36 protein-coding genes are annotated in these 22,221 nt (G+C 45.7%); 10 read left to right on the top strand and 26 right to left on the bottom strand.

Annotation, left to right across the window (positions count from 1 at the left end):
• Positions 1-54: 54 nt before the first annotated feature.
• The 25 genes from B3M51_RS08470 to B3M51_RS14480 form a co-directional block, all read right to left on the bottom strand.
• On the bottom strand, positions 55-621 hold the full coding sequence (locus B3M51_RS08470; protein ID WP_292758309.1) for a phage tail protein: 567 nt from the start codon (positions 619-621) through the stop codon (positions 55-57).
• A complete protein-coding gene (locus tag B3M51_RS08465) occupies positions 614-1,015 on the bottom strand; it encodes a phage tail terminator protein (RefSeq protein ID WP_292758307.1) in 402 nt (133 codons plus the stop codon). The genes B3M51_RS08470 and B3M51_RS08465 overlap by 8 nt, the downstream gene beginning before the upstream one ends.
• Positions 1,016-1,029: 14 nt before the next feature.
• The gene (locus B3M51_RS08460) at positions 1,030-1,329 is read right to left on the bottom strand and encodes a head-tail joining protein (RefSeq protein ID WP_292758305.1); all 300 of its coding nucleotides are present in this window, start codon (positions 1,327-1,329) and stop codon (positions 1,030-1,032) included.
• Positions 1,326-1,661 carry a hypothetical protein gene (locus B3M51_RS08455; protein WP_292758303.1) on the bottom strand — a complete coding sequence of 112 codons (336 nt, stop codon included), beginning with the start codon at positions 1,659-1,661 and terminating at the stop codon, positions 1,326-1,328. Before B3M51_RS08455 ends, B3M51_RS08460 begins: the two co-directional genes overlap by 4 nt.
• Positions 1,661-2,623, bottom strand: coding sequence for a hypothetical protein (locus B3M51_RS08450; protein WP_292758301.1), 963 nt, complete (start codon positions 2,621-2,623; stop codon positions 1,661-1,663). Before B3M51_RS08450 ends, B3M51_RS08455 begins: the two co-directional genes overlap by 1 nt.
• Positions 2,623-3,144 (bottom strand): hypothetical protein, encoded by a 522-nt coding sequence (locus B3M51_RS08445; protein ID WP_292758299.1) that lies wholly within the window; start codon positions 3,142-3,144, stop codon positions 2,623-2,625. Before B3M51_RS08445 ends, B3M51_RS08450 begins: the two co-directional genes overlap by 1 nt.
• Entirely contained in the window at positions 3,134-4,039 is a 906-nt protein-coding gene (locus B3M51_RS08440; RefSeq protein WP_292758296.1) for a hypothetical protein, read from the bottom strand. Before B3M51_RS08440 ends, B3M51_RS08445 begins: the two co-directional genes overlap by 11 nt.
• 22 nt (positions 4,040-4,061) lie before the next feature.
• Positions 4,062-4,421: a hypothetical protein gene (locus tag B3M51_RS08435; RefSeq protein WP_292758294.1), complete on the bottom strand. Its 360-nt coding sequence runs from the start codon at positions 4,419-4,421 to the stop codon at positions 4,062-4,064.
• Positions 4,421-4,693, bottom strand: coding sequence for a hypothetical protein (locus B3M51_RS08430; RefSeq protein ID WP_292758292.1), 273 nt, complete (start codon positions 4,691-4,693; stop codon positions 4,421-4,423). Before B3M51_RS08430 ends, B3M51_RS08435 begins: the two co-directional genes overlap by 1 nt.
• A gap of 51 nt (positions 4,694-4,744) precedes the next feature.
• The gene (locus B3M51_RS08425) at positions 4,745-5,122 is read right to left on the bottom strand and encodes a DUF2190 family protein (protein WP_292758290.1); all 378 of its coding nucleotides are present in this window, start codon (positions 5,120-5,122) and stop codon (positions 4,745-4,747) included.
• A gap of 69 nt (positions 5,123-5,191) precedes the next feature.
• The gene (locus B3M51_RS08420; RefSeq protein ID WP_292758288.1) at positions 5,192-7,243 is read right to left on the bottom strand and encodes a ClpP-like prohead protease/major capsid protein fusion protein; all 2,052 of its coding nucleotides are present in this window, start codon (positions 7,241-7,243) and stop codon (positions 5,192-5,194) included.
• Between the two features lie 57 nt (positions 7,244-7,300).
• Positions 7,301-7,516, bottom strand: coding sequence for a hypothetical protein (locus tag B3M51_RS08415; protein WP_292758286.1), 216 nt, complete (start codon positions 7,514-7,516; stop codon positions 7,301-7,303).
• Positions 7,517-7,519: 3 nt separating this feature from the next.
• The gene (locus tag B3M51_RS08410) at positions 7,520-9,010 is read right to left on the bottom strand and encodes a phage portal protein (RefSeq protein ID WP_292758284.1); all 1,491 of its coding nucleotides are present in this window, start codon (positions 9,008-9,010) and stop codon (positions 7,520-7,522) included.
• The gene (locus B3M51_RS08405; RefSeq protein WP_292758282.1) at positions 9,010-9,222 is read right to left on the bottom strand and encodes a hypothetical protein; all 213 of its coding nucleotides are present in this window, start codon (positions 9,220-9,222) and stop codon (positions 9,010-9,012) included. The genes B3M51_RS08410 and B3M51_RS08405 overlap by 1 nt, the downstream gene beginning before the upstream one ends.
• Positions 9,219-11,339 (bottom strand): phage terminase large subunit family protein, encoded by a 2,121-nt coding sequence (locus tag B3M51_RS08400; protein ID WP_292758280.1) that lies wholly within the window; start codon positions 11,337-11,339, stop codon positions 9,219-9,221. Before B3M51_RS08400 ends, B3M51_RS08405 begins: the two co-directional genes overlap by 4 nt.
• Complete coding sequence (locus B3M51_RS08395; protein WP_292758278.1) at positions 11,339-11,824, bottom strand: DUF1441 family protein; 486 nt, start codon at positions 11,822-11,824, stop codon at positions 11,339-11,341. The genes B3M51_RS08400 and B3M51_RS08395 overlap by 1 nt, the downstream gene beginning before the upstream one ends.
• A 174-nt stretch (positions 11,825-11,998) precedes the next feature.
• Positions 11,999-12,235: a hypothetical protein gene (locus tag B3M51_RS08390; protein ID WP_292758276.1), complete on the bottom strand. Its 237-nt coding sequence runs from the start codon at positions 12,233-12,235 to the stop codon at positions 11,999-12,001.
• 143 nt (positions 12,236-12,378) lie between these two features.
• A complete protein-coding gene (locus B3M51_RS08385) occupies positions 12,379-12,747 on the bottom strand; it encodes a hypothetical protein (RefSeq protein ID WP_292758274.1) in 369 nt (122 codons plus the stop codon).
• Between the two features lie 26 nt (positions 12,748-12,773).
• Complete coding sequence (locus B3M51_RS08380; protein WP_292758272.1) at positions 12,774-13,190, bottom strand: hypothetical protein; 417 nt, start codon at positions 13,188-13,190, stop codon at positions 12,774-12,776.
• On the bottom strand, positions 13,187-13,960 hold the full coding sequence (locus B3M51_RS08375) for a hypothetical protein (protein ID WP_292758270.1): 774 nt from the start codon (positions 13,958-13,960) through the stop codon (positions 13,187-13,189). Before B3M51_RS08375 ends, B3M51_RS08380 begins: the two co-directional genes overlap by 4 nt.
• Entirely contained in the window at positions 13,957-14,760 is an 804-nt protein-coding gene (locus tag B3M51_RS08370) for a helix-turn-helix domain-containing protein (RefSeq protein ID WP_292758268.1), read from the bottom strand. Before B3M51_RS08370 ends, B3M51_RS08375 begins: the two co-directional genes overlap by 4 nt.
• A gap of 97 nt (positions 14,761-14,857) precedes the next feature.
• Positions 14,858-15,046, bottom strand: a complete 189-nt coding sequence (locus tag B3M51_RS08365) for a hypothetical protein (protein WP_292758266.1) — start codon at positions 15,044-15,046, stop codon at positions 14,858-14,860.
• On the bottom strand, positions 15,046-15,339 hold the full coding sequence (locus tag B3M51_RS08360) for a DUF6378 domain-containing protein (protein WP_292758264.1): 294 nt from the start codon (positions 15,337-15,339) through the stop codon (positions 15,046-15,048). The genes B3M51_RS08365 and B3M51_RS08360 overlap by 1 nt, the downstream gene beginning before the upstream one ends.
• Before the next feature lie 171 nt (positions 15,340-15,510).
• Positions 15,511-15,921 carry a helix-turn-helix transcriptional regulator gene (locus B3M51_RS08355; protein WP_292758262.1) on the bottom strand — a complete coding sequence of 137 codons (411 nt, stop codon included), beginning with the start codon at positions 15,919-15,921 and terminating at the stop codon, positions 15,511-15,513.
• Positions 15,922-16,063: 142 nt separating this feature from the next.
• A complete protein-coding gene (locus B3M51_RS14480) occupies positions 16,064-16,252 on the bottom strand; it encodes a helix-turn-helix domain-containing protein (RefSeq protein WP_414673443.1) in 189 nt (62 codons plus the stop codon).
• Between the two features lie 80 nt (positions 16,253-16,332).
• Between B3M51_RS14480 and B3M51_RS08350 the strand changes: the two genes are divergently transcribed.
• The 3 genes from B3M51_RS08350 to B3M51_RS08340 are packed head-to-tail and all read left to right on the top strand — an operon-like array spanning position 16,333 to position 18,354.
• Positions 16,333-16,743: a helix-turn-helix domain-containing protein gene (locus B3M51_RS08350; RefSeq protein WP_292758260.1), complete on the top strand. Its 411-nt coding sequence runs from the start codon at positions 16,333-16,335 to the stop codon at positions 16,741-16,743.
• A complete protein-coding gene (locus tag B3M51_RS08345; RefSeq protein WP_292758258.1) occupies positions 16,736-17,497 on the top strand; it encodes a HipA family kinase in 762 nt (253 codons plus the stop codon). The genes B3M51_RS08350 and B3M51_RS08345 overlap by 8 nt, the downstream gene beginning before the upstream one ends.
• The gene (locus B3M51_RS08340; RefSeq protein WP_292758256.1) at positions 17,491-18,354 is read left to right on the top strand and encodes a hypothetical protein; all 864 of its coding nucleotides are present in this window, start codon (positions 17,491-17,493) and stop codon (positions 18,352-18,354) included. Before B3M51_RS08345 ends, B3M51_RS08340 begins: the two co-directional genes overlap by 7 nt.
• Here B3M51_RS08340 and B3M51_RS08335 read toward each other — a convergent pair whose 3' ends face one another.
• Entirely contained in the window at positions 18,355-18,663 is a 309-nt protein-coding gene (locus tag B3M51_RS08335; protein WP_292758254.1) for a hypothetical protein, read from the bottom strand. It abuts the gene before it with no gap.
• 418 nt (positions 18,664-19,081) lie between these two features.
• Between B3M51_RS08335 and B3M51_RS08330 the strand changes: the two genes are divergently transcribed.
• From B3M51_RS08330 to B3M51_RS08300, 7 genes are read left to right on the top strand one after another with little or no spacing between them, the layout of a single operon-like run.
• Positions 19,082-19,774, top strand: coding sequence for a hypothetical protein (locus tag B3M51_RS08330; protein ID WP_292758252.1), 693 nt, complete (start codon positions 19,082-19,084; stop codon positions 19,772-19,774).
• Positions 19,771-20,232, top strand: a complete 462-nt coding sequence (locus B3M51_RS08325) for a hypothetical protein (RefSeq protein ID WP_292758250.1) — start codon at positions 19,771-19,773, stop codon at positions 20,230-20,232. The genes B3M51_RS08330 and B3M51_RS08325 overlap by 4 nt, the downstream gene beginning before the upstream one ends.
• Positions 20,229-20,510 carry a hypothetical protein gene (locus B3M51_RS08320; RefSeq protein WP_292758248.1) on the top strand — a complete coding sequence of 94 codons (282 nt, stop codon included), beginning with the start codon at positions 20,229-20,231 and terminating at the stop codon, positions 20,508-20,510. Before B3M51_RS08325 ends, B3M51_RS08320 begins: the two co-directional genes overlap by 4 nt.
• Positions 20,507-20,950: a hypothetical protein gene (locus B3M51_RS08315; RefSeq protein ID WP_292758246.1), complete on the top strand. Its 444-nt coding sequence runs from the start codon at positions 20,507-20,509 to the stop codon at positions 20,948-20,950. Before B3M51_RS08320 ends, B3M51_RS08315 begins: the two co-directional genes overlap by 4 nt.
• Positions 20,947-21,264 carry a hypothetical protein gene (locus B3M51_RS08310; RefSeq protein WP_292758244.1) on the top strand — a complete coding sequence of 106 codons (318 nt, stop codon included), beginning with the start codon at positions 20,947-20,949 and terminating at the stop codon, positions 21,262-21,264. Before B3M51_RS08315 ends, B3M51_RS08310 begins: the two co-directional genes overlap by 4 nt.
• Positions 21,261-21,704: a hypothetical protein gene (locus B3M51_RS08305; RefSeq protein ID WP_292758242.1), complete on the top strand. Its 444-nt coding sequence runs from the start codon at positions 21,261-21,263 to the stop codon at positions 21,702-21,704. Before B3M51_RS08310 ends, B3M51_RS08305 begins: the two co-directional genes overlap by 4 nt.
• The gene (locus tag B3M51_RS08300; RefSeq protein WP_292758240.1) at positions 21,689-22,063 is read left to right on the top strand and encodes a hypothetical protein; all 375 of its coding nucleotides are present in this window, start codon (positions 21,689-21,691) and stop codon (positions 22,061-22,063) included. Before B3M51_RS08305 ends, B3M51_RS08300 begins: the two co-directional genes overlap by 16 nt.
• The last annotated feature ends 158 nt before the right edge of the window (positions 22,064-22,221 follow it).

The following is a 22,221-nucleotide window of genomic DNA, read 5'->3' as shown; positions in this document are numbered from 1 at the left end:
TCCTTGTGAAAATTTAAGCTTCAAGTATACATAATATGCAAATATTGATGACTGCTACTGCCTACCAAGTGCTTTATTCGCAAAAAACTCGATCTCATTTGCCCCGATATCCTCAGCTTTTTTCAATATCTCATCCATGGCTTTTGCCGATCGATCATTGACGATGAGTGACGGGATGGCCGGCGCGGTTAATACCTCAATTGGCAGCCGGGAACGACCAACACGCTCCATCACTAGATCAGTAGTACCGGACCGCATTAGGAACGCTCTCCGCAACACTTCACGCGGCTTTCCTTTTTTGATCTTGACCGCTATGCGGCCTTTATTCTTTCCTGCTTTGGCTCGGGTCACACCGAATCGATGCAGGGGTATTTCAGCGCCAGTCGCTTTTAATATGGAAAATATACGTGGATTTTTATGCCATCCCTTAATGACCTTTACCTGCTCATTATAGGTTTTTGCTTTGATATTCCATTCGCCGAGTATCGACTTCCGAACAGCCGTATTCACTTGAGCAGCAATCTTATTTACAGTACTGGCTGAAGCTCTATTTGCGACCTCATCACCGAGCAATTCACGTAGCGCCTCTATACCTGAAATTTTGACCGGATCATCAGCCATTGTATTCATCCAGTTGCCACAGGCTGAAATAATCCACCCACCACACCACCCGCTTACTGGTATCGAGGATATTGCCCTTTTCATACGATATCGGGCTGATATTGTCGGGGTCTGGACTCCAACCCATTAATACTGCTTTAACCGCATCGCGCAAATCTTCCAGTGGCTCTGAGTCATCACTGGCCGCTTGACAGGCATACATCACTGCAAAGGTTTTACCCGCCTGCTGAAGCACACCATTAACTTGCTCATTCGCTTCGCTGGTTTCTTCCTTGGTATAGACAAAGCAGATCGGCAGATCGTTATCCACTTCATTATCAGGCAATGCCACCAGGCTTTTTGCTGCCTCAACATTACCATGCAGTAAATCGACCTCAACTTTTAGGCGATTCATAATCGGGATGAGCCTCATGCTTTTTCAATCTCCATGATTGTCCATCCATGGCCGTCGGGCTCATTGGTCAATACTTCGTAAGTGATACCGCCATGCTTTAACACATCGCCACGCTTGATGGATTTCAGATCAGTGGTTAACCCTTCGGCTGTGATGGTTTCAGTTTTAACTTCATAACCATCAGCATTTTCTGTTTCAAAATCGGTATTGATGGCCACTGTAACCGGTACCGGGCCTGTTGGACTTATCCAGATCACGCCTTCATCAGCAATCTCCAGACAGGCTTTATTCAGATCATCAAATGGAAAGCTCATACCTTACCTGCTTTACGGACCTTAACCATCACATCATCACTGACCACATCACCATCACTATCAGTCAGCAGAATAGTCACTTCATAATCCTCCTCATCCGTGCCGCCGCTCGCCTTAAACGCGACCTTTAAGCCGGTTATGCTTCCCGCAACAACAGTCATAGCCTGAGAACCTTCTACCAGCCCCACAGTTGACGAAGCAACATCATCCACGCTCTCAATGGTCTTTCCAGTAGCGATCACTTTGCTGAAATCCACCAGAAAGGTACGCTCCTCAACTGGCCGCTTCACTTCATAAATCAGCCCGCTTAATGAATCAAAGTTTGAAGCCATCAGTTTCGTCCGGATAGATAAAAAGTTGTGCCGCGTTTAGGCAAATTTAACATTGTTCTTCGTGCTGGCAGCACCATCAACTGACCCAAAACCTCGGCATCGATTAAGAATAAATTTGTTGTTTCCAATCGGCTCGGGCTAACCAGGTCATCTACAGTCAACTGATTTGCCTGAGTCAGCGAACCGCTATCCAGTCGTGCAGCAGACCACAACGAGTCAGGTGAAACCAAAATCGCCATTGTAAGTTGAGCCGCTGATAACTTAGATGGTGAAAATACCCCATCAGGCTGCAGCACATTTGCCTGCGTAATCACTGCAGCATCTAATCTGGACGCACTCAGCAAATCGGCAGGTGCTAACTGATTCGCCTGAACCAGCAAAACTGAATCCAACCGGGTACCGCAACGCAAACCCTCCGGGCTAATTGAGCCCTGGGCAATCAGTGTGGCCACACTTAACCGACTGACTGAGCGGGCATCATCTGGGCTGATAATATGATCTTGTTTTAATGCTGACGCATCGAGCCGACTTACCGATCTCGAATCCGCTGGATTCAACAAACCGTTTTGGGTCAAGCTAGATGCATCCAGATCACTGACAGAGGCTAAATCAGCCGGTGAAATAATATGGCTTTGCGTTAATAGTGATGCTGCCAACCTGCTCGCAGATCGAGCATCATCCGGATCAAGGTTATTTGCCTGCGTTAAGTCAGTGGCATCCAGTACTGTTTCTGATCGGGCATCAGATGGACTGATGATATTCGCCTGGTTAATCTGAACCGTATCCAACCGACTGACTGAGCGGGCATCATCTGGCTGTATTGTGTGAGCCTGCGTTATGACTGGTGAAGCCAATTGGCTGGCTGAGCGTAATGATGCAGGTGATAAGGTAATACCTGATGGCTCAGTAGCGCCTCCACCCCACCCCAGCGGTTGATACCCTAAAGGATAAAGCCCAAGCATTAGACTGCCTCAAGTGTTTCAATAAACCCCTGAGCAGCTGCTTTGCATTGCGTCCAATCTGTGCATGCAGCCACTGCCTCATTGCCAGCATCGCGCGTGTTTTCAATAACAAACATTTTGTTATCCCAAAAGCTACGAATGGCGATGATTTCATCAGCAGCCACTTGACCCGTTACACCGAACCGGACTGCACGTGCATTCACGTATTTGTATTGCTCGATGTCCTGTTCCGGATAGCCCGCTAATTTAAACGCGGCACAATCTTCATATTTGATTTTGTACGCTTCGGTTTGGAACGGAATATCAGTGGCATAACGTAAACGAGCGGCGGCGGCTGACTGATTAACCAGGGCAATGGCATCAGCTTGTGCGAATGGCAAAGGGTCAAAACTCTCATAGAGCGCTTCAACTTCTGCTTTGGGCGAATATTTAAAAACCCCATCATCTGTTTTAACTGTAAATCCAGCAGATTCACAAGCCTGAATGAAATAACTACCTTTTTGATTTTTATCAAGGGACATAAGCCAACCCCACTACAAATCCTCTAGGAGACTGTCTGGCAGCAAAAGTTTCAGCTGTGACATCCGATGGCAGTTCTGTTTGTCCCGTTATCCTTAAAGCAGACGCGCCGTTATTATTAAAAGCCCACATCCCTGCTGCACCACTATGAGATCTTTGCTCTGAACGCTTAACGGTTACCGTGGTATCTTCTGTCCATAAAGCCGTCCAATACCTTCCCGGAGGAAGTATTTGCGGAGAAACGCTAACAAGTTGTGTCCCGCTTACGGTTGCATCAAAAGTTGCCTTTGCAATCAGCTTCCCTGGCAAGCCTGATTTAGAACCAAAAACCGTAGAGTCTGCACATCTATATATTCCAGCCTCTATAGTTGACAACGCAGCACCAGCTGTCTCTATGCGAATGGCTATGCGATTAAAGGCAAAAGGTGATGCATATACTGCAGGGCTAAAATAAGCTGCTTCACTAGCCTCAGTGTTAGTATCCCCCGCCATTGTTATGACGTTATCAGGACAAATAACTCCTAATGTGGAACCTATACCGGGATCATTAAATGATTCAAACCCTAGCGTATATTCATCTACACCAACTAATATCTGATGAGTACCAGCGGGCAATGTGATGTTAGATCCAAATACTTCGTTGCGAACGGTGCCATTCCAGTTTAGAAAATCATTGCGCGTTAATGTGCCTGCTGTTGAATTAAAAACAAACTGGCCTGAAATTCTTGTGATTCCGTCTGAGGCTAAAAGCATCATTGGGATAACAGCTCCATCAGCATATGCATCAGCTATTTCTATGGTATCCAGCCCAGACTCTAAAGCATAAGAACCCGTTAGCGTTAAAGTATCTGCCGTACCTGTGCAGGTCTCACCAATAACCAGGCCTTTTATGTTCATCAATCAGTCTCCAGCGCCAAAATCAAACCGGATCGCCATTCTCAAAATCAAAGTCATTGGTGGAAACAGTACCGCCCGATGTCAAAGCCTGAGTGGTTACAGTGGTCACCATAAAATCTGTACCATCATCGACCACAACATGATCTGCATCGCCTGATGTATCGATATCCAAATCAGCCTGCCCAGCCACTGTCACTTTGCGGCCATCCACATCACCATTGGCTTTTGAGAAATCACCAGAATCAATAACAATACTGGCCAGTGCAAACGTAGCAATCTGGGCGTAACTGGTTGGCTGGCCAGCACAGATCGTGAGCGTAGTGCAGCTCGCAATTGCATCCAGGGTGCCGTCTAAAATTCCATCACTCGCTGATTTTCCCATTACGCTTCTCCTACGCCATTCATCAGTTTTACGTTATCCGGAGACAGCACCGCTTTACGATGCACATCACGTGGCTGCGTGGCGACTTCACCGCTCGCATCTTCTGCCCAGCCCATAGTGCAAAAGTGCTCACCCAACGCACGCGGTACCGGCAATTCCTTGCCACGATATTTCACCCCGTTATGCAGTACTGGCTCCAACATATTCACCAGCATTTCATTTTGATCTGTGTCATTGCCCATCGTCTTTTCCTCATCGTGATCAACAGCCATAAAAAAACCCGCTCAAGATCTAAACGGGTTTTGATTTGGTTGTTGGTTTAATTAAGCGATTGCGCCAGGGCGACCGGTAAATAATGCCTTGCACGTTGTTTCAGTATTAGCGCCATCAGCTGCAGCAATAACACTACCGCTCACATCACCTGTTGCCGGAGTGGCTTGATTATCATCAAACTTGCCCACAGAGACATCCCAAATCAGTGATTCACCTTGCTTGAACACGGCAGCACTGACTTTAGGCACTTCAAAAACGCCAGCAATCTGAACGGCACCTGACGCACCATTTGCAATATCTACCAATGCCACAGCTAATGTAGCATCTTCGGTTGCACCTAACTTCACCACTGCACCTGATGCAATATCAGAGCCCGTGGCATTTGTGTAATCAAGCACGTTACCGGCCTGAATGAAATTTTTAGCCATTTTTTGATCCTCAAATTCTGGAAATAAAAAAAGGCCGTCCATGACGGCCTGGTTAATTGCGATTAGTGATTAAGGTGCAGCGCCGGCGTTTTTGTATGCACCTTCGTAACCGATAGCCGCAACACCGTAATCCAGACGGACTTTGTACATCACACCATCCTGTGAGAAGCCATCTTTCATTTCCAGATACGGTTCTTGATTGCCATCAAGGAAGCCGACCTCAATCACTGGAGCATCAGCAGGATCTGCAAACTCATACCATTCGTTGCCGGTAATACGTGGCGAATCGATAACATCAGAAAACAAACCAAGCACCATGTTTGGTTTTTGCAGTTTATTGGCTGTATCTGGATCATATTGTGATTGGTTAATAGAGCGAGCCTGACCACCTGTACCCATACCGCCAAGGAAGATTTCAGGACGAATATCAAGGAAATCATTACCGCTGATATCTTTCTGCTGAGCCATTGCAATGCGACCGGCTTCAATGGATAGCATAGTGGGCACCGCTGCAGTGCCTGCAAGATTGCCATGGCTAGCGTGGAATAAAGCAATGCCATCACTTAACACAGGATTGCTAGCCAGTAACGCATAAACATCACTTTCAACTGTGCGTTTAGCTGCGCGACCCATTTGCTGCAACAAGTCAATAAAGGCGCCCAAATCATCATTGATGATCATTTCACGGCTAACACCGATAATGTTACCCTTAGTGCCCAGTGTGATACTTTCTTTCACCGCATCACTGATGGTTTTGTTTTTGAACTCATTGTTTTCCGATTTAGCATCCAGATTACCAAATGAGCCAGTGCGGTAGCGACCATGAGCCCGGAAATCACTTAAATCGCCCGTTCTGCAGAAACGTGACCAGGTATCAGCTGCTTTTGCATAAGCCGTTAGCAAAGTTTTATGCATGACGTTTTCAAGCAATATCGGAAAGTCGCTAGTGGAATGGGTGAACGCTGCGCCAACCACTTCACGTTTATCCATGCCGCGATGACTTACACCACCCAACTCCAGCGAAGCACGTGCCAAATCCATCAAGGTCGAGCCATTAAACGGATTTGATGCGTCGCGCTTTTCAATGCCCGAGCGAGCCATAATAGCCAGACCGGCCGCCTCGACAAACTTCTCACCTTCGGTTGCACCGACTGTGATTTTTGTATTTCCTGCCAATGGTCCACCCTCTGTTCCTAAATGTTTCAACAGGCGATCGCCTGCTGCTTGAACATCGATATTTGGATCATCTAACACTTGATCCATCAATGCTTGAACGCCAGTACGATCTTTGAATGGGTCAAATGTGGCACGCACTTCTTGACGGCGACCTTTTTCTGCAGCCAATACCTCAGATGGGGATTTGGCTTCCACTTTTGGTTCGGTAGTAGTTTGCTGTTTTGGATCTGTTACAGCTGGATCTGTTGTGGTTGCAGCGACCGGTTCAGGATTGGTCGCTGTTTGCGTTTGCTTTTCAGGCATTTTAGTTTCCTCACGATTGAGATGATTAGCAGCGACCCACGCCGCTGGGGGTGAAAACCGATCTAACTTCACAGCAGATGCGGCGATTGCAACAGCTTCGGTTATCTCAGTGGCGAATCCGTCACTTAAGGCTTCCTCAGCGGTGTAATAATGATCAGCGCCATCTTTTACCAATGGCTCTATTTGTTCTCTGCTTTGCCCTGATCGCATGTATGAAGTCATCATTGCTTCAGCGAAGCGATCTAACCGCTCAGCGCTTTCTCTGTGCTCCATCGCATTGCCGTATGTGCCGGTGATGGGTGCATGAATCATTAAGAGGCTATTCTCAGCGGCATATCTTTCATCACCTACCATGTAAATAAGTGACATGGCGGACATACACACGCCATCGTTATAGGTAAAGATTTTTGCGGGATGCCGATCAAGTGCGTTAAATATCGCGATAGCATCAGCGACGGACCCACCATAACTAAACAAACGCACATCAATTTCAGCTGCATTGATAGCGGCTATCTTGGGTACCAGGCTTTTTGCATCATTACTTTCATCAGCCCAGAAATCTTCTCCGATATCGCCATAGATATAGAGAACAGGACGCTCGCCAGCGAGGGCTTTAATTTCATAACGATTTTGTTTAGCCATATGGCCTCCAATAAAAAACCCGCCGAAGCGGGTTTTGTTTTAACTTTTAAGTTTTATTTAATCTTCTTGATACCAATCTATGAGTTCACTCAATGCCATCCCGGCAGCAACGTCAATTCCTAAACGAATTGCAGCCTTTTCTCTTAACTCTCCTTCAGTAAGACCATCGATAACGGTTAGAGCGTCACGAACGGGCTGAGTAACAAGATCAGCGGTTTTCTTCAGAGGGTTCTCGGCAAAATCCGATATCTCATTTAATAAATTACCAAACACTTTTTATTCTCCTAAATCAGGATCAAATATAAGATCTGGAACCTGTTTGTCATATTTAGGATCGGTGGTGAACACTAACCCTCGCTCATCAGCCTCTTTGCGCCAGGCTTCAACCTCTTCCATGATCTGATCGGGGTTTCCACCGCGCTCACGAATCGATTGCTGTGCCGATTTATGACCAGAACGTTCAGCCCGTTCCAGAGCCTTTTCCTCTTTATCAGGATCAATCCATGGCATTGCTGGGCCGCGTGCCTCAGCATCATAAAGCGTGTTTATATCAATATCGCGAGGGACCTTTAAGACACCCGAGAGAATAGCGATTTCAAGAAAGCGTTTATAAACCGGATAACTCACCTGGCCTGCATATAAATTTGTTAATGCTTTGTAGCTGATGTACCCCTCTACAAGCTCCTGACGCTGGGCCGAATAGGTACCATCATATTTACGATTAATGCTGGACGATGTGGTGCGAGATCCTACCGCCAACATCCTGACCATGGCATCGCGAAAACCTTCAAGCAATGAAGATGGGCGATTGCTATCCACAGTGCCTATTTCTTCACCTGGCTTGAGCCGATCAAAAATTAACCCGGGCTTAACATTAAATGATCTGTCTGCATCGTCGGTTGGAGCCGTGTAGTCTTCCGCTGTGCCTTTTTTGATATAGGCACACATAGCCGCAGCAATTCGAGCGGCTACCCGCTCTGATTCTTCGTAGTCTTTAATGTCTTCAATGCGGGTCAGCATCGGCGCAAAAATGGAAACACCTCGGGCCTGTTTGAAGCGTTTTACAATTTTGGCATGAATAATCCGCTCAGCAGGTACTCGCTTGGTGCGTAGGCTCACGCTGATATAGTTCATATCGCCCGGGTGATCAAAATACAGATGATAAGCAGTCGGCCTACCCCATGCATTACGCTCTACGCCTTGCGTGATACCTTTGTTTTTATTTTCCAAATCATAGGGCAGCAAATCAGCTTCAATCATCTCAATTGAATAGGGAACACGTGTATTGTGATTAAGGTCGGCGCGATACCCCTCAACATGCTGAATTAAATATTCACCATCGCGAAACCATGCGCGAGCACCTAGCCTTTCCGCTGCGGCCCATGTTAGCTCACCAGTCACTTCAGGTTTTTTCTTCCAGTCCTTGTAAAGGTCATTGATCTGTTTTGCAAAGTCTTTATTTAGCTTGCCATCTTTGTTTTTTGTCAGTGGTTCAATACTGATACCATCGGGCCCAATAACGTTATCGACCAGCGTAGCCAGAATACCTTCAGCCAAATCATAGTTTTGCTCTTGCACTCGAGCATAACCACGAATACGGGACCCTGCTTTGTAGGTTAATGCGTCGCCGCTGCGATTATCTGGACGGCCCTTTCTGAGCCTGGACGGTTCAGCTGATTCATATGCCGCCATCGCATGGCGATATTGCAGGCGTTTAAAAGCTGCTCTGGGTGAAAACCAGCCAATTGCTCTATCGATAACTTTCATTATCTAAAGTCCGCAACACTATAAAGCGTACTTCCGCCTGATTTTTTGGCTGTTTCTGAGCTGACTTTTTGCTCCCACTCCTGACGGCCCCTTCTAATTTCAGCCAGGTTTTCACGTGTCAGACTTCGGCCATTAAAACTGATCACCTTTCCCGCTAAGAGATCTTTCTCTGCCTGTATGTAAGCGGCTAACATATCGGTTGCTATGGTCATTTAATCCACTCATCGTCGTGTTCGTGATTAATCCAACTGTCAGCTGCAGGTGGCATTAGTGATTGTTGTTGAGTTTTAATTTCTGGCTTTTTGTCATCGGGGAAATACACCAGGTTGTTTTCATCCCAACCTTTCGCCCAGTCTGGTGGTGCATCCCAATTAATCACAACAGCTTTATCTTCAATCAATTTTGCTTTTAAAGCCGCGTCAGCGTAGCCAATCAAGTCAAATGATTCGTTAGGGCGTTTAGATGGGTTTTCCCACCCGGATTCCGTTTTAACTTCCGCTGTGAGCTCTTCATAAAACGACAGATCCAGCCAGTCAGGAAAATGAATATAACCATTGCCCGGGCGATCACGACCCAGATCATTACTGACGGTATCTTTCAGAATCGTCGTATTTAAAATCCAAACCGGTACCTCACCGCGAGCGTTGGCTTTTTTCTTGGACTTGTCGGTGTTTTCTGGGTAGCTTTTCCGGACAGTTGGTTTGTTTGCGTTGGGTCTGGGCCGCTCACCTTTGATCAGTATAAAATCCTTATGCTGTTGATTCTTTCTCAGATACCGCCAATAGTCATAAGCATTCTCAGTTACGCCATCCTTACCCGCCGAATCACATGCTGTTTTTAAAAGCTTCATTACCCTGCCGGAGTTGTCTCCCAGCGGGTAGGTTGATGACAGTACCTTTTCAGATATTAAATGCCAGTCTTCGGCAAACTTATCAGGGCTACATGGTACCGGCTCATCGTTTTCAATACGTTTTGAAATCCTGATTTCATATCGGTCAATGATCCAGCGTTCTTTATTTAGCCCATAACCGGTTATCTGGACAACAAAACCACGTGATTGAACGTCGATTGCTGCAATAATAAATCTGCATCCCTCAGGGATATGTTTGACTGGTAGATCCTCAGCACGTCGCTTGTAATCTTCGGCGCTAATATCGGAAACGCTATTGCGCGAAACATATGGCGCCCCGAAATCAACATTGATACAGGCTTTTAAATTCTGCTCTTCGCCGGTAATGTCATATTCACGACTACCGTTTAAAAACTTCTGAGCCATTTCCTCAGGGTTTGAGTAAGCAGCTAAAATGCCTGGAAACCAAAAAGAAGCAATGCGAGACTTACGCGGCACTCCAACAAGTTTTCCATCCTCAACACTGCAACCTTGCGGCACCCAAAGACCCGATTCAGGAGCGTTCATTTCTCTTTTTTTGTTGATTGGAATCAAGCAGCCGTTTGCAGCACAAACAAAAGAGACTTCACGGTTCATATCAGTGATAGTCGCACCGAACATATCTTTAGAAAAATTAAAATCCAGCCCTTTTTCATCAGGTGGCGGCATAAAATATTCACCACACTCCGGACACTTAACATACCATCGCCGCATATCCCCCATGTTGTAGAGTGATAAGGCCCCAGCGCAGGGCGGTGCAGCATGTTCTTTACCTTGTGGTGGTCGCCAGCTTGGGTCCTCAACCTTGTAACCAGGTGAGGTATCAACAACTGACATGCCCCGACTCATGAATTTGGTGGTTCGCTTGCTACCTTGTGCAAATACTGAACCTTCACCACCGACATCCTGAGTCATCCGATCGTAATCGGTCATCAGCATGTATTTGAGTGGTTTACCTGAAAGCTCGTTAATTGATGGCCAGCGCTGGAATAGAACTGAACCAGATCTAAAAACCTTATCAAATGTGTTGTCGCTTTTACTGCCTGAGGCCAGCTCCTTTTTAAGTTCGGGACTGTCACGAAAAGCCCTTTTAACAACTTGAGTATCGAAATCGCGCGCTGTACCTTTCGTTGTCTGCAAAATCATGAAGTCTGACGGATCACACTTGATGATGTAAGCCATGAAACATGTGATCAGACCCTGCGTTTTACCACTTTGAGCAGGGCCAACAAATATCACTGCATCATAATGCCGACTGGTGAGCAGGTTCATTGGCTCAACCATGTAAGGCGTTAACTCAGGGTCCCAGTCTGTTACTGCACCACTGGCGGTTCTGACTTTTACATATTTCTGAGCTGCCTCAACTACGGTAATTCGTTCGCGAGGTCTCACCATTGCAGAAACTTCACGGCGAATATCACGCGCTAATGAAAGCCCCACTATTCAAGTTCCTGTAATTTGTCAGCCCACTTCACTCGAAGCGCATCAACCTTTTCCTCGACCTTGGTAATAATTTCTGGTGGCAAACCGAAATCGCGTTCAAGTTCATCAGCCAATGAATCGAATATTGGTAAACCAGCCATAATCACTTCAACCAGTTGTTCGCGACAATCATCAACACTAACAAGAAAGCCTTGTTCTCGCTGCAGCTTTGTTTTATCCAGTTCAGCTGCATAATGATGTCGCCGGTCTGATGGCGCCATTAAATCAGGATTATTATTGCCTGGCGTTGCTTGTGGCAAAAGAATTGCCATGGCTGCATCTTTTACTTTGTAAACTGGATGACCACGACGCTCACCGGACGGTCTGACGTTAGCATCAGATAATCGCTTACCCACAGTTTCACGGGCAATACCAAATTCACGAGATAATTGATTTAATGACCAACTAAAATAATCATTTTGTGTGAGCACATCTGCAGTCATACAAAATTACTCTCAAGCTTACAATCAATAAAACCTCTTAAAGCCAGTATTACCAACACTTTACAAGGGATACACTCCTATGCAGTTGAGAGCCATAGGGGCAGAAAAATTCAAAAATATCGCGAGTGAATTCCCCCGCGTGGGTGCTAGAAGCTCCGGAAGGACCCAAAAGTTTTACTTCTGTGAGGAATCACCTCTTCCCCTGTAAAATTCAGACTTCGCCTGGTTTGCTCTAGCATTGCTACGGTAGGTCAGGATGATGCAGACAATTGAAACCAAGCCCAATGCAATCCCGACTGTCATGCTAATCATCTGCAACAATGTTGCACCTGACACTGCCAGACCAAGACCACCAGCCACATAACTTGTGACACTCTGAGGATCCACACTTGTCATATCTTCTAACGCCATGACCCGCCCTAATTAGCTAAAGAAAAATGACTGGCCAACAAAAAAGCCCCAACTGAATTAACAGTCAGGGCTTTAATTTGATGCACCAATCGGCACGTTATGGCGAAACTTAAACTCTTTTGCGCGCACTTGCAAATGTTTTTTTAATACACTTCATGAGAAAGCATCTTAATCGCTTGAGCCACGCGACCTATACAGCGATCAATCGCTCGATTAATAACTGTGTGATGAAAACCCAATTTAGCGCTAATTGCGCGAACTGAGCAGCACTTACCATTTTCACCAGGCTTGTAATACAAACCGACAATATCGCGGTCTTGATGATGCAAATCAACCACTACACGACCAACTATCTCAACCAGCACGATATCGGTATCAATCTCCTGCCCTCTGGCCCGCAACACAAAGGCCGAGCTTTTTGGATAAGCTCTTGGTCCATAAAGCCTATCCATTGCACCCCATAATTTTAAACAATCATTAGCAAACTCATCATCCGCAGGATGTGTACTCACCTCAACTCCAGAGCGGCCAGCCTGCATCAGTGCTGCCCCTCCTGACTACCCAACCCAACCATCTTGCGAATATCAGCCAACTTGGCCCGACCCACATCATGATTGCGTGGTACCGGTTTCATTTCCGCTTTCAATGAATCACATACTGCAAGGAAGGCTGATAAATGTGGTGGTACCGCATTATTCTCAATGCAGTGCTTAGCGGCCATTAACACCAAATCATTACCGTAATATCGCAGCGATAACAGCCACTCACCCGCCAAAGTATTGCAACCATCCTGACTACCAACCCGGCGCCGGAACTCATCCTTGTAGGCATCGAGAAACAATTTGAACACCTGATCAATCACCTTGTAGCCAACTGGTGGACGGATAGTTTTATCCACCTTTTCCTGACCCAACCGGGCCATGCTTAACATCTGCTCACGCCCTGATTTTTTCATTGCTCACCCTCCAAGATACCCGCCTGACGCATTAACTCTTTTCGTCTTGCTTCCTCAGATTCTTTCTTTTGCTCACGCTTAGCCTTTTCAGCTGCTCGCTTAGCCTCAGTGATAGCGTTTGCATCAGCCAATGCCTTTCTGAGTTTTTGCCGAAAATCAACTGACGCACTCTCTGAAACACTTATCTGCATCCCATGACCAATGCGTAAAACATCAGCTTCATCGGTCTTAGGTGCAGGCAATTGATGTAACGCCTGGTCATGTGAAATCAAACCAGAATACTCAGCCTTACGGATCGTCTGCTCGCGCAAATCAGCATCAAAACCAAGGCTTAAACTTGGTTTAGCCCTCAAACCTCTCAAGCGCGCCTCATCTAGCAATCTGTTGTAAAACTGACGAAACGCCATACGTGCACCAATCTCGTCACCAGAATCGAAAGTGGGCTTGCAATGGAACCATGCTGCTTGCATTTCCTCAGTCCAGATAACAGAAACACTCTCATCAGCCGCCTTAATGACCTGTGGCCATGCCTCATCAGCAGATAAATGCCCATCCTGCTTGTTGATTATTTCGATGATATCCACTGGCTTTGGTGCAAAACGTGATGTAGCAACATGAATTTTTAACGCACGTATTGCCTGAGCTAGCGAGAATGGTGTCAAAACCTTCATCCAGATATTGAAAACACCCTCCTCCAGTGGTGGCTTATCGAAAATCGACAAAGCATCACAAAGCGCAACATCGAATTCTTCACGGTCTTCAATTCTCACAGCACTCGCTCCCCATTCACGTATGGCATACCAGAAAACTCGCCCGGTCGTCGTGTGGCTGTTTTCTTTCCACCAAACTGCTGCTGCCGTTTATGCCAGCCTCTGGCGGCCATCTGCCAATCACGCATTGGATTTCGTCCTACTCGCCAACCATTGCTGGCGTAGTATTCAAAAAAACCTGTCAGGTTGAGTTTGTTCTCTCGAGCGAAATCATCGATTTCCATTTCAGTGGGCGGCTCGAATTTTTTCGAGCGTGCTGTCTTTTTCTGATCTTCTGGTAGTGGGATGTTACTGGTAGTGTTATATGTCGGATTTAAATCCGAGTTATTTTCGGATTTATTTCCGAGTTTATTCGGATTTATTTCCGAGTTATGGTCAAAACTCGGATCTATTTCCGAGTTTTCAGCAAAATCCGGATTTAAATCCGAGTTTTCAGGCTCAAAATAATCGACTTGCACATCATCAGGCGCACTAAACTCGGATCTATTTCCGACATAGTAGCTACGACCTAAATCAGTCAAACTAACCAAATCCTTTTTTCCTGACTTAATGAAATTAATTAACCCCAAATCAGCCAACGCTTTCAAATGCCTATAAACCGTATCTGCTTTCAGATTCAACAGCTCCAGTTCATCCGCTATTTTCTGTCGCGACACCCAAAAATAAACCGAACCATTAACCACCTCAGACCGCGCCCACGTGGAAAGTCCTGTCAATAAATCGAATATCAATGCCTGATTAATATTTTGAATCCCGAGAGCGAGCGCACGCCTCTGATCGACATGAATTTGATACTTCATATAAACCGCCAGATATATTTATAACTTTGAAGAAAAGTCGCGAACGACAGACAAATAAAAGAGCTGAAATTAATAGCTAAAAATGGACCGCAAGGCATCAGGATTTACCTGCCAAATAACGCCGCTGCAACTCGCGCGAACACTTAGGATGTGGCGTGCTGGAATGCTTTTTTAGCCCGCAAACCGGGCAAAACTGACGAACAATTAACCCGGGCGACTCATGCCGGGCGGCATCAGCACGATGCCCCTTATCGCGAGCTGTTTGGGTGCTCATGTTGCGAGACATCAGCTGTTTCTCTCCACCGCTGCCGACTCGGCCATCAAAGCACAATACGCAGCAGCATCCTCATAATTATCCAGCTTAAAATTACCCTGCTGACAACGCACCAACTTGAGCAAAACCATAAACAACCAGCCACGCTCATCGCTATCGATTTGACCGTCACCAGTAATCGCCTTAAAGGCTGCAACGGTTGCAGGAATCGAACGCTCACCGCCAGGCGTGTCATACATCGATTCGCGATCGATCATGTGCTGCTGAGCAGCTGCCAAAACATCCTTAGCAATAACCTCACTCAAAACAAAACCTCCAACCCTTAACCACTAAATCAAACGGCAAGCGAAACAACCACCAAGCCAACTGAATAAAAAACACCGTCAAGCAACCCAGCAACGTGAAACACACAACCACCAACGTACCCAGTAACTCAAACGCAGCTACCAACCACTGAAACCAAGACTGATACCGCATTAATCTTCCCGCCTACGGCCAGAGCGCACCCGAACACGCGGCGCACGGACTCGATAACGGGCAAAAGGCTGCTCACTATCAGTCGGTTCAGACTTCAGTAAATCTTTGGCATAAGCAGGAGACGGCAACAAGCACGAACCACCCAACGTCACCACCAGGCACAAACACAACACCTGCTCATAGCGCAAAATGCCCTTAATCACCGCAATGGCGATGGCGCTTATCGCGTTATCAGCGTCTAGCTTAGAAATCGCGCTATGTAACTGGCCGTTAATCGTCGCCTTGGCTCGGTGACGCAGTTTCGCCGTCTCATCGCGTGTATGGCCCTCAGCGGTAGACGCCAAAGTCTCCGTTTCGTGAGGTGTCAAATAATCATTAATCGGCTCGTAAACCACACGGTACTGACTCATGGAAAAATCCTTTTTGAATATATCGATCCATGCGAAACCAGATCGAGGGGATCAAACTGCAACCACTGGAATAAAAAAGGCGACCGAAGCCGCCAAAGGACACCCCGATGAAAAGTAAAAGAAACACCGAAATGAGAGAGAGTCATGCTGCTAAATCAATTAGTTCTTGGTACAGCTTTGCTATTGAAGAGGCTGTAGAGGCTTTCATGTCATGATGGAGATCGCGCAAAATTCTGGATATTGTGGGTTGCGAAACGCCGGTTTGAGCAGCTATGAAATTCTGCGTATAGCCGGCATCCAAAAGCTTTTGAATTTGTTGTTTTGTGTTCATGAGTTGGAATATATACGTTTACGTATAGATGGTCAATACGTATGCGTGGCTACTTCTAAATTATGCGTGGGTGCATAATTATGAACATGGCCATAAAACAATACTTAAAAGAAGAAATGAATAAAGCGCATATAACTCAATATGCGCTCGAAAAAATCTCTGGTGTTCCGCAACCAACTATTCAGAGAATTTTAAAAGGTAGCGATCCAAAAGTAAGTACTGTAAAGAAATTAGCACAAGCTCTTAATGTATCTACTGGTTCGCTAATTGAAGGAAACGAAGAAAATAAAGTTGCAGAATTAAGCCCCGAATACCTTAAAAATATAGATAAAGAAATTCTTCCTGATAATATTTCTAACTTAATATCATTTGCCAGCCCCAACACTCATAAAGTTTTATTGGAATTACAAAAAGCCTATGAAACGGGGAATCTAACTGATGCAGATATGGAGCTGCTTGAATCTATAGCACGGCGTTTGGCCGGTGATTAGAATTGGCCGAGTTGTTAATATTGTCGGCAAGGCACCTTCCGGTAAGTTTGATGCGCATTTGGCTTATATAAATATGGGTGATTCTGTTCCGGAATGTAGGGCCTACATAAAAGAATTACACCCCAGCCAACTGATAATTGAACTTGTCTGCGCCATTCTAGGCAGGGGTTTAGGTCTTCCAATACCAGAGCCAGTTATCGCATATAGCGAAGACGGGAAGAAACAATTGTTCGCTTCCGTTGAGGTGAGCTATCCGGACCTTAATCAGTTTGTAGAAATGCGTGATACTGAAATTATAAACACGCCTCAAAACTTAATTATTTTCAATAAGATTGCTGAATGGAGTGATATTGTATTAGCTATTACATTTGATGAATTAATAGCTAATGGAGATAGAAATACTGGGAACATCTTGTTTGATGGCGTGAGTTCTTTCACTTTGATAGACCACAATTTAGCAATGAGAGCCCCTTTCGCTCCTTATTTCACGATTAATAATCAGCTAATGAATATTAAATTATTATTTACGAAGGACGAACTTTCAAAACAAAGGCTTAAAAATTCTATTAATCAGATTACCAGGGATATTCCTAAAAATTTAATAATTGATGTGCAGAAATGCTTGTTATCGGTAAATGGTCATATAAATATTGACTTACTACACCCTATTATTCATTTTTTGGAAGAGCGTATACTGAATCTTTCCGATATCACAACTAGAAAAATTGAAGTGAAACAAAAAACTTTATGTTAGAGAGTGTATTTGCACAAGGCTTGATTCCTGAGCTTCCCGATTTTCGGGCGGCCTATCGTGTCGCTTATTTGGAGCCTATTCAGTTATCAGGAGAGCGTTTTGCTGTTGCAGTTTTAGTTCAGTCACATAATGAAAATAAGGTTTTACAACTAATCAGCCATCAAAAATTACAGTGCATGTTTGGAGATCTTTATTATCAGGTTAGCAATATAGTTTCATTAATTGTTGAGAGTGCAGAGGCACATCTAAATAATTCAGAAATGATTGCTGACTGGGTGCCACCATTAAGCGGTGTTTATCTTTCTGACGTTAAGATTACACGATCAAGTAAGGAAATGCTTGGGGTTTTGAGTCAGGCAATTACTTCTCATTCGAGCTTATATAGTGGAGATATTGTCAAAGATTTAACAAGCCCACAAGGCTTAGTAGAGGACTTTGAAAAACAAACCGGCAGACTTATAAGCGAAGTTAAAAAAAACTTGGACCAAGGTTTTGAGTCACGGTTTAATCAAACGGTTGATATATTAAATATCAACAATAAAATTCAAGTTGATTACCTTGGTATAAAATACTGCGCTGCAATCTCAAACCTAAACGTAAAGCATTACAAAACTGCCCTTGATCGATCTAAGATTAAATTATTTGACATTGAAAGGTTGAGAGAGCACCGCGAAAGAGAACAGATTAACACCTACACAGAATACGGTTTGCTTGTGTGTTTAAATAAAAATAGCAATACAAGCCGTGACTACGCACAACAGCTTCATGGCTGGGGTAGATCTATTGGTGTTTCTGTTGAGCTTAGAGATTCACCCAAGGGTTTGGCAGAAATTATTAAACAAAAAGAAGCAGCTTAATTAGTCACAGTCTTTTAGAGCCTCAACCCATACATAATTTTCAGTACCAATTTTATTCACAATATTGGTTATATTACATCCAGTAACTTCCTTGGCGGCAATTGCGTAATCCTCCCAGTGCCTGAGCGTGCTACCAGTTTGCATATACCCCTTGCGGATCATTTCAACCTTATTGCCTTGATCTATTACTCTGATTACACGGCCATCAACCTCGACCTCAACTGCATCTTCCCTATTCTGCGCATGAATAAAGCTATTCGCGCAGCCTGATATAAAAACAAATCCAATAGCAATAAAAAAAATCTTCATAAGCCTCCCCCTTTTTTAGGACAGCTTAACTCAATAATTATTTTCATATACATATACGTTTACGTATTGACATGATTATACGTATGCGTATACATTGTACCCACGGTGCCCGAAGAACACCGTCCCGCTCGGAACTCAATCCGACCAAGACCAGGAACCGAGCGGGTTACTTAAAGGGGAAGGTAAATGAAATACACCATCGAATGTAAAAGCCCAGAACGCGACCCATACACCCAGTTACAAAAAATTGACACCACCATCGGTGTGCTGTTTGTGGCTGCATTCTTTATCGCGCTGCTGTTCTGATGAAAGCCAACCTCAAACGCCTCTGGGTTCGCAACGCCGACCCCATCCTGAACACCACATTCGTGCTGGCCGTACTCATCGCCGCACAGGTATTCACCAACATGGTGCCAGTATGAAATCACGCCAAAAGCTGGTATGTGACGAAATCATGTACATCGTTTCAAACGCATACAAAAACGCCGATAACCCATTAAAAGCCCGTTTTGGCATTAAAGGCCTGGCTGAGCGGCTGGATGGTAAAGCCACATTAGAAGAATCAGCAGAGGCGATTCAGCATCTACTCGATGCCGGACACCTGAATAAACAGGGGCAGTATTGTGTTGGTCTGCCCGCTAACCGCAAAAAGGTTTACTCGCTGCATGGTTACGATCCATTTGCATTGATACCCAATAAGAAGCCGTCAGAATCAAAGCGCAACGAGCTCGCCACCTCACAGATTAGCAATGTGCAAAAAATGCACATTGCTAATTCCCCAAAAGATTCGCCAGAAAAGCCAGCGAAAGTCATGACAGCATCTGACGTAATAGCTGGGTCATTCGGTAACAAGAAACGTGAACAAATTAAGCCCAGCAGCGAACCGGACTATGCGGCATTTAACGACGAAACAACACCGTCAGCTGATGGCAACGAATTTCAGTCAATTGAGCAATCTCTCAGCACCCTAAAAGCCAGGCTAAACCGCAAACCAGTCGAAAACCTCACCATCAAACTACGCACGCTCGATGGGCTGGCCAGGCTACTCGACCCAGAAATCAGCGAAGTGCTTAACCAAATTCAAAATGACCTTAAGGAGATAGCCCAGTGAATATTGAGAAACGTGAAGTAACGCAATTGGTTTTAACCAATTTAAAAGCCCTCGATCCAGTAAAGGTATTTGTTGAAAACATAGCGCCAGGGCAAGGGCAAATTACTATCACCTGTTATGGGCAATCTTGGACAGCTTACTGGGGTGGAATGGGCGTGGAATCGCTTGAAGAGTTTTTTACTTCATCCAATGTTTCTTACCTGGTCAACAAGCTCAGCGATGAGAACCCAACAATCGTGGATTTAGATGCTCTGCGTGATGAGGCTGATGCAAAAGGCATACAGTATTACCGCGACGATCTTAATAACGATTATGAGTTTTTAACCCAAATGTACGGACCTGATATGTCGGAATGGCATGACAGTATGCCAAAAACTCAAAATCACAAATATGAATATATTTGCAGAATAGTGTTTGCAGTTCAGAGCGCGCTTAGTGAAATGGCGGTGACAGCATGAAACAAGCCATCAACCCAGAACAAGTAATTCAGCAGCTCAGACGTCTGCAAACCGTATTCGCTAACGAAGAATCCAGCATTGCTATGCGAATGAGTAACCGCCGAGGTAAGCACGGCCTAATCAGCACCGTTGTCGGTTATGTGGTCACGCACGAACGCCTCAGCGACCCCATCATCAGCACATGCCCAAAACCCGCCGTTGATAAGTTAATGGCAAAACGGCACATCACCGGCGTCGAGCAGTACTGCCGGATGTATCTGCAAGGCGTTGCGGCATGACCTACCCATCTGAAGTAATTGAAGATCAAATGGCAAGATTAAAGCTCCTGTTTCGTAATGATTACGTTTATCTAAGTGTTGATATGGAAAAAGGGCCGGACAACGAGGTTGGTTACTCATTTCGTGCAGGAGCTGAGCGGCCACAATCACAGTCTTTTGTAATGGGTAACCCTTCTCTCTCTGTAAAAATTGCGGTAGATAACCTGCTGAAAGAAATGAACATCACGACCGTTCAGCAATACATTCTCATTAATCACACCTACCTCTGCGAGGAGTGTGGAGAGACTTATCACCACCCTTTCAGTGTGACCGAGATTAGTAGCGAATCGAGTTACACCATTTTGAACGCATGTGATAACTGCCAAATGCAGGTTATCCATGAAATTCGGGAACAAGAAGAGCTAATGGCTGAGCAGCACTCAGAAGGCGGTGCGGCATGATCATCCTGCACCCCCTTCTCGACATAGCCCGCGACCGACGCATCGCCCTCGAAAACATCAATCGAGACATCCTCAACATACAAAAGCTGCTTGACAACAACCCACTGCACGCCTGCAAGCGCTGTGGCGATGGCGGAAACCTTTCATGGTGCGAAAAGAAAACACCCGATGAAACCGGGCAACACCTGATTTGCATCACCTGCTTTAACTGCAGCATTCAAACCATTCCGCAAAACTGCTTCACCAACGAACCAGACAGTTTTTTAAGTGCAATTTGCCACACCATCGAAGCATGGAACGGACAAGTTAAATGAGCACCGCCCTCGCGATGGTAAGGCTGGCAAATCGCGACCCCAGCACGCAGGTGGGCAACAGCGTGCAACTGTCGGCGGGGTACTCCTTCCCCGACCTGAAACAGTCGAGTGGTGAGCGTAACTCACCGTGCATCAAATTGATGGCTTGTGGAGGTCTGCTGCAGGCAACCGCTCTACCCTACGAAGCAAGCTATCAATCTAATGCGGTGAATGCACAGGCTGATGTGCAGATCAGAACTGAAGGGAGTGCACTCCCCGTAAACCCGAGCCTCGCGGGCGGTTACGAGAGCAAGCCGGAGACCAGCACCGGCCACCGCAGATTTACAACCCAGAGCGTTCCGCTATTACTGGACGCAGTAGCAACCAACGTGAGCCAGACACTGAGTAGCGGCAGCGGGCTGGACAACAAACATTGGAGCATGTCATGGGCTGGTCAATAGGTTACGACTCAAATCACAAACGCGATATTGGCTATGGCGTGCCAGCGGTATGCGATCACCCAGATTGCAATGCTGAAATTGACCGTGGCCTTTCATATGTCTGCGGTGGTGAACCCTATGGCGGCGAACATGGCTGTGGCCTTTATTTTTGTGATAATCACCGTGAATTTACTGAAATTCCTGTTTGCGACGATCCTAACGTCGAGGGTGATTATGCAAACCTTTGCGAGAGGTGTGTAAAAGGTGAAGATCACTTCCCGCTAAAGCCAGACGTTCAAGAATGGCGCGACTGGAAACGCACCGATCCCAGTTGGGCTCAGTGGCGTGAAGAAAACCCAGAAGAAGCGGCAAAGCTGTGACCACAGAACTCAACTGCTCCCGCTGCCTTCAACCCGTTGGCCAACTCATAGACGGCCACATCGATTACGGTGTGCGCCTGGTCTGTGCCAAATGCGACGACAAAAAGATGAGTGACGGCATACCCCACTCACTGCCCGAATTTCTTCGCGTCAGCCCA

The organism is Methylophaga sp. UBA2689 (assembly GCA_002354555.1).
Taxonomy (GTDB): domain Bacteria; phylum Pseudomonadota; class Gammaproteobacteria; order Nitrosococcales; family Methylophagaceae; genus Methylophaga.
The sequence above is the reverse complement of the archived record's forward strand: the minus strand, read 5'-3'. Positions and strand labels throughout refer to the sequence as shown.

Coding starts and splice junctions, on each gene's coding strand:
- B3M51_RS08315 (WP_292758246.1), top strand. CDS start 20,507: ATGACCTACCCATCTGAAGTAATTGAAGATCAAATGGCAAGATTAAAG.
- B3M51_RS08370 (WP_292758268.1), bottom strand. CDS start 14,760: ATGAAGTATCAAATTCATGTCGATCAGAGGCGTGCGCTCGCTCTCGGG.
- B3M51_RS08335 (WP_292758254.1), bottom strand. CDS start 18,663: ATGAAGATTTTTTTTATTGCTATTGGATTTGTTTTTATATCAGGCTGC.
- B3M51_RS08410 (WP_292758284.1), bottom strand. CDS start 9,010: ATGAAAGTTATCGATAGAGCAATTGGCTGGTTTTCACCCAGAGCAGCT.
- B3M51_RS08350 (WP_292758260.1), top strand. CDS start 16,333: ATGAACATGGCCATAAAACAATACTTAAAAGAAGAAATGAATAAAGCG.
- B3M51_RS08355 (WP_292758262.1), bottom strand. CDS start 15,921: ATGAGTCAGTACCGTGTGGTTTACGAGCCGATTAATGATTATTTGACA.
- B3M51_RS08380 (WP_292758272.1), bottom strand. CDS start 13,190: ATGAAAAAATCAGGGCGTGAGCAGATGTTAAGCATGGCCCGGTTGGGT.
- B3M51_RS08305 (WP_292758242.1), top strand. CDS start 21,261: ATGAGCACCGCCCTCGCGATGGTAAGGCTGGCAAATCGCGACCCCAGC.
- B3M51_RS08425 (WP_292758290.1), bottom strand. CDS start 5,122: ATGGCTAAAAATTTCATTCAGGCCGGTAACGTGCTTGATTACACAAAT.
- B3M51_RS08440 (WP_292758296.1), bottom strand. CDS start 4,039: ATGAACATAAAAGGCCTGGTTATTGGTGAGACCTGCACAGGTACGGCA.
- B3M51_RS08420 (WP_292758288.1), bottom strand. CDS start 7,243: ATGGCTAAACAAAATCGTTATGAAATTAAAGCCCTCGCTGGCGAGCGT.
- B3M51_RS08450 (WP_292758301.1), bottom strand. CDS start 2,623: ATGCTTGGGCTTTATCCTTTAGGGTATCAACCGCTGGGGTGGGGTGGA.
- B3M51_RS08300 (WP_292758240.1), top strand. CDS start 21,689: ATGGGCTGGTCAATAGGTTACGACTCAAATCACAAACGCGATATTGGC.
- B3M51_RS08445 (WP_292758299.1), bottom strand. CDS start 3,144: ATGTCCCTTGATAAAAATCAAAAAGGTAGTTATTTCATTCAGGCTTGT.
- B3M51_RS08330 (WP_292758252.1), top strand. CDS start 19,082: ATGAAATCACGCCAAAAGCTGGTATGTGACGAAATCATGTACATCGTT.
- B3M51_RS08435 (WP_292758294.1), bottom strand. CDS start 4,421: ATGGGAAAATCAGCGAGTGATGGAATTTTAGACGGCACCCTGGATGCA.
- B3M51_RS08470 (WP_292758309.1), bottom strand. CDS start 621: ATGGCTGATGATCCGGTCAAAATTTCAGGTATAGAGGCGCTACGTGAA.
- B3M51_RS08455 (WP_292758303.1), bottom strand. CDS start 1,661: ATGGCTTCAAACTTTGATTCATTAAGCGGGCTGATTTATGAAGTGAAG.
- B3M51_RS08395 (WP_292758278.1), bottom strand. CDS start 11,824: ATGACTGCAGATGTGCTCACACAAAATGATTATTTTAGTTGGTCATTA.
- B3M51_RS08405 (WP_292758282.1), bottom strand. CDS start 9,222: ATGACCATAGCAACCGATATGTTAGCCGCTTACATACAGGCAGAGAAA.
- B3M51_RS08430 (WP_292758292.1), bottom strand. CDS start 4,693: ATGGCTGTTGATCACGATGAGGAAAAGACGATGGGCAATGACACAGAT.
- B3M51_RS08340 (WP_292758256.1), top strand. CDS start 17,491: ATGTTAGAGAGTGTATTTGCACAAGGCTTGATTCCTGAGCTTCCCGAT.
- B3M51_RS08460 (WP_292758305.1), bottom strand. CDS start 1,329: ATGAGCTTTCCATTTGATGATCTGAATAAAGCCTGTCTGGAGATTGCT.
- B3M51_RS14480 (WP_414673443.1), bottom strand. CDS start 16,252: ATGAACACAAAACAACAAATTCAAAAGCTTTTGGATGCCGGCTATACG.
- B3M51_RS08365 (WP_292758266.1), bottom strand. CDS start 15,046: ATGTCTCGCAACATGAGCACCCAAACAGCTCGCGATAAGGGGCATCGT.
- B3M51_RS08320 (WP_292758248.1), top strand. CDS start 20,229: ATGAAACAAGCCATCAACCCAGAACAAGTAATTCAGCAGCTCAGACGT.
- B3M51_RS08310 (WP_292758244.1), top strand. CDS start 20,947: ATGATCATCCTGCACCCCCTTCTCGACATAGCCCGCGACCGACGCATC.
- B3M51_RS08465 (WP_292758307.1), bottom strand. CDS start 1,015: ATGAATCGCCTAAAAGTTGAGGTCGATTTACTGCATGGTAATGTTGAG.
- B3M51_RS08390 (WP_292758276.1), bottom strand. CDS start 12,235: ATGGCGTTAGAAGATATGACAAGTGTGGATCCTCAGAGTGTCACAAGT.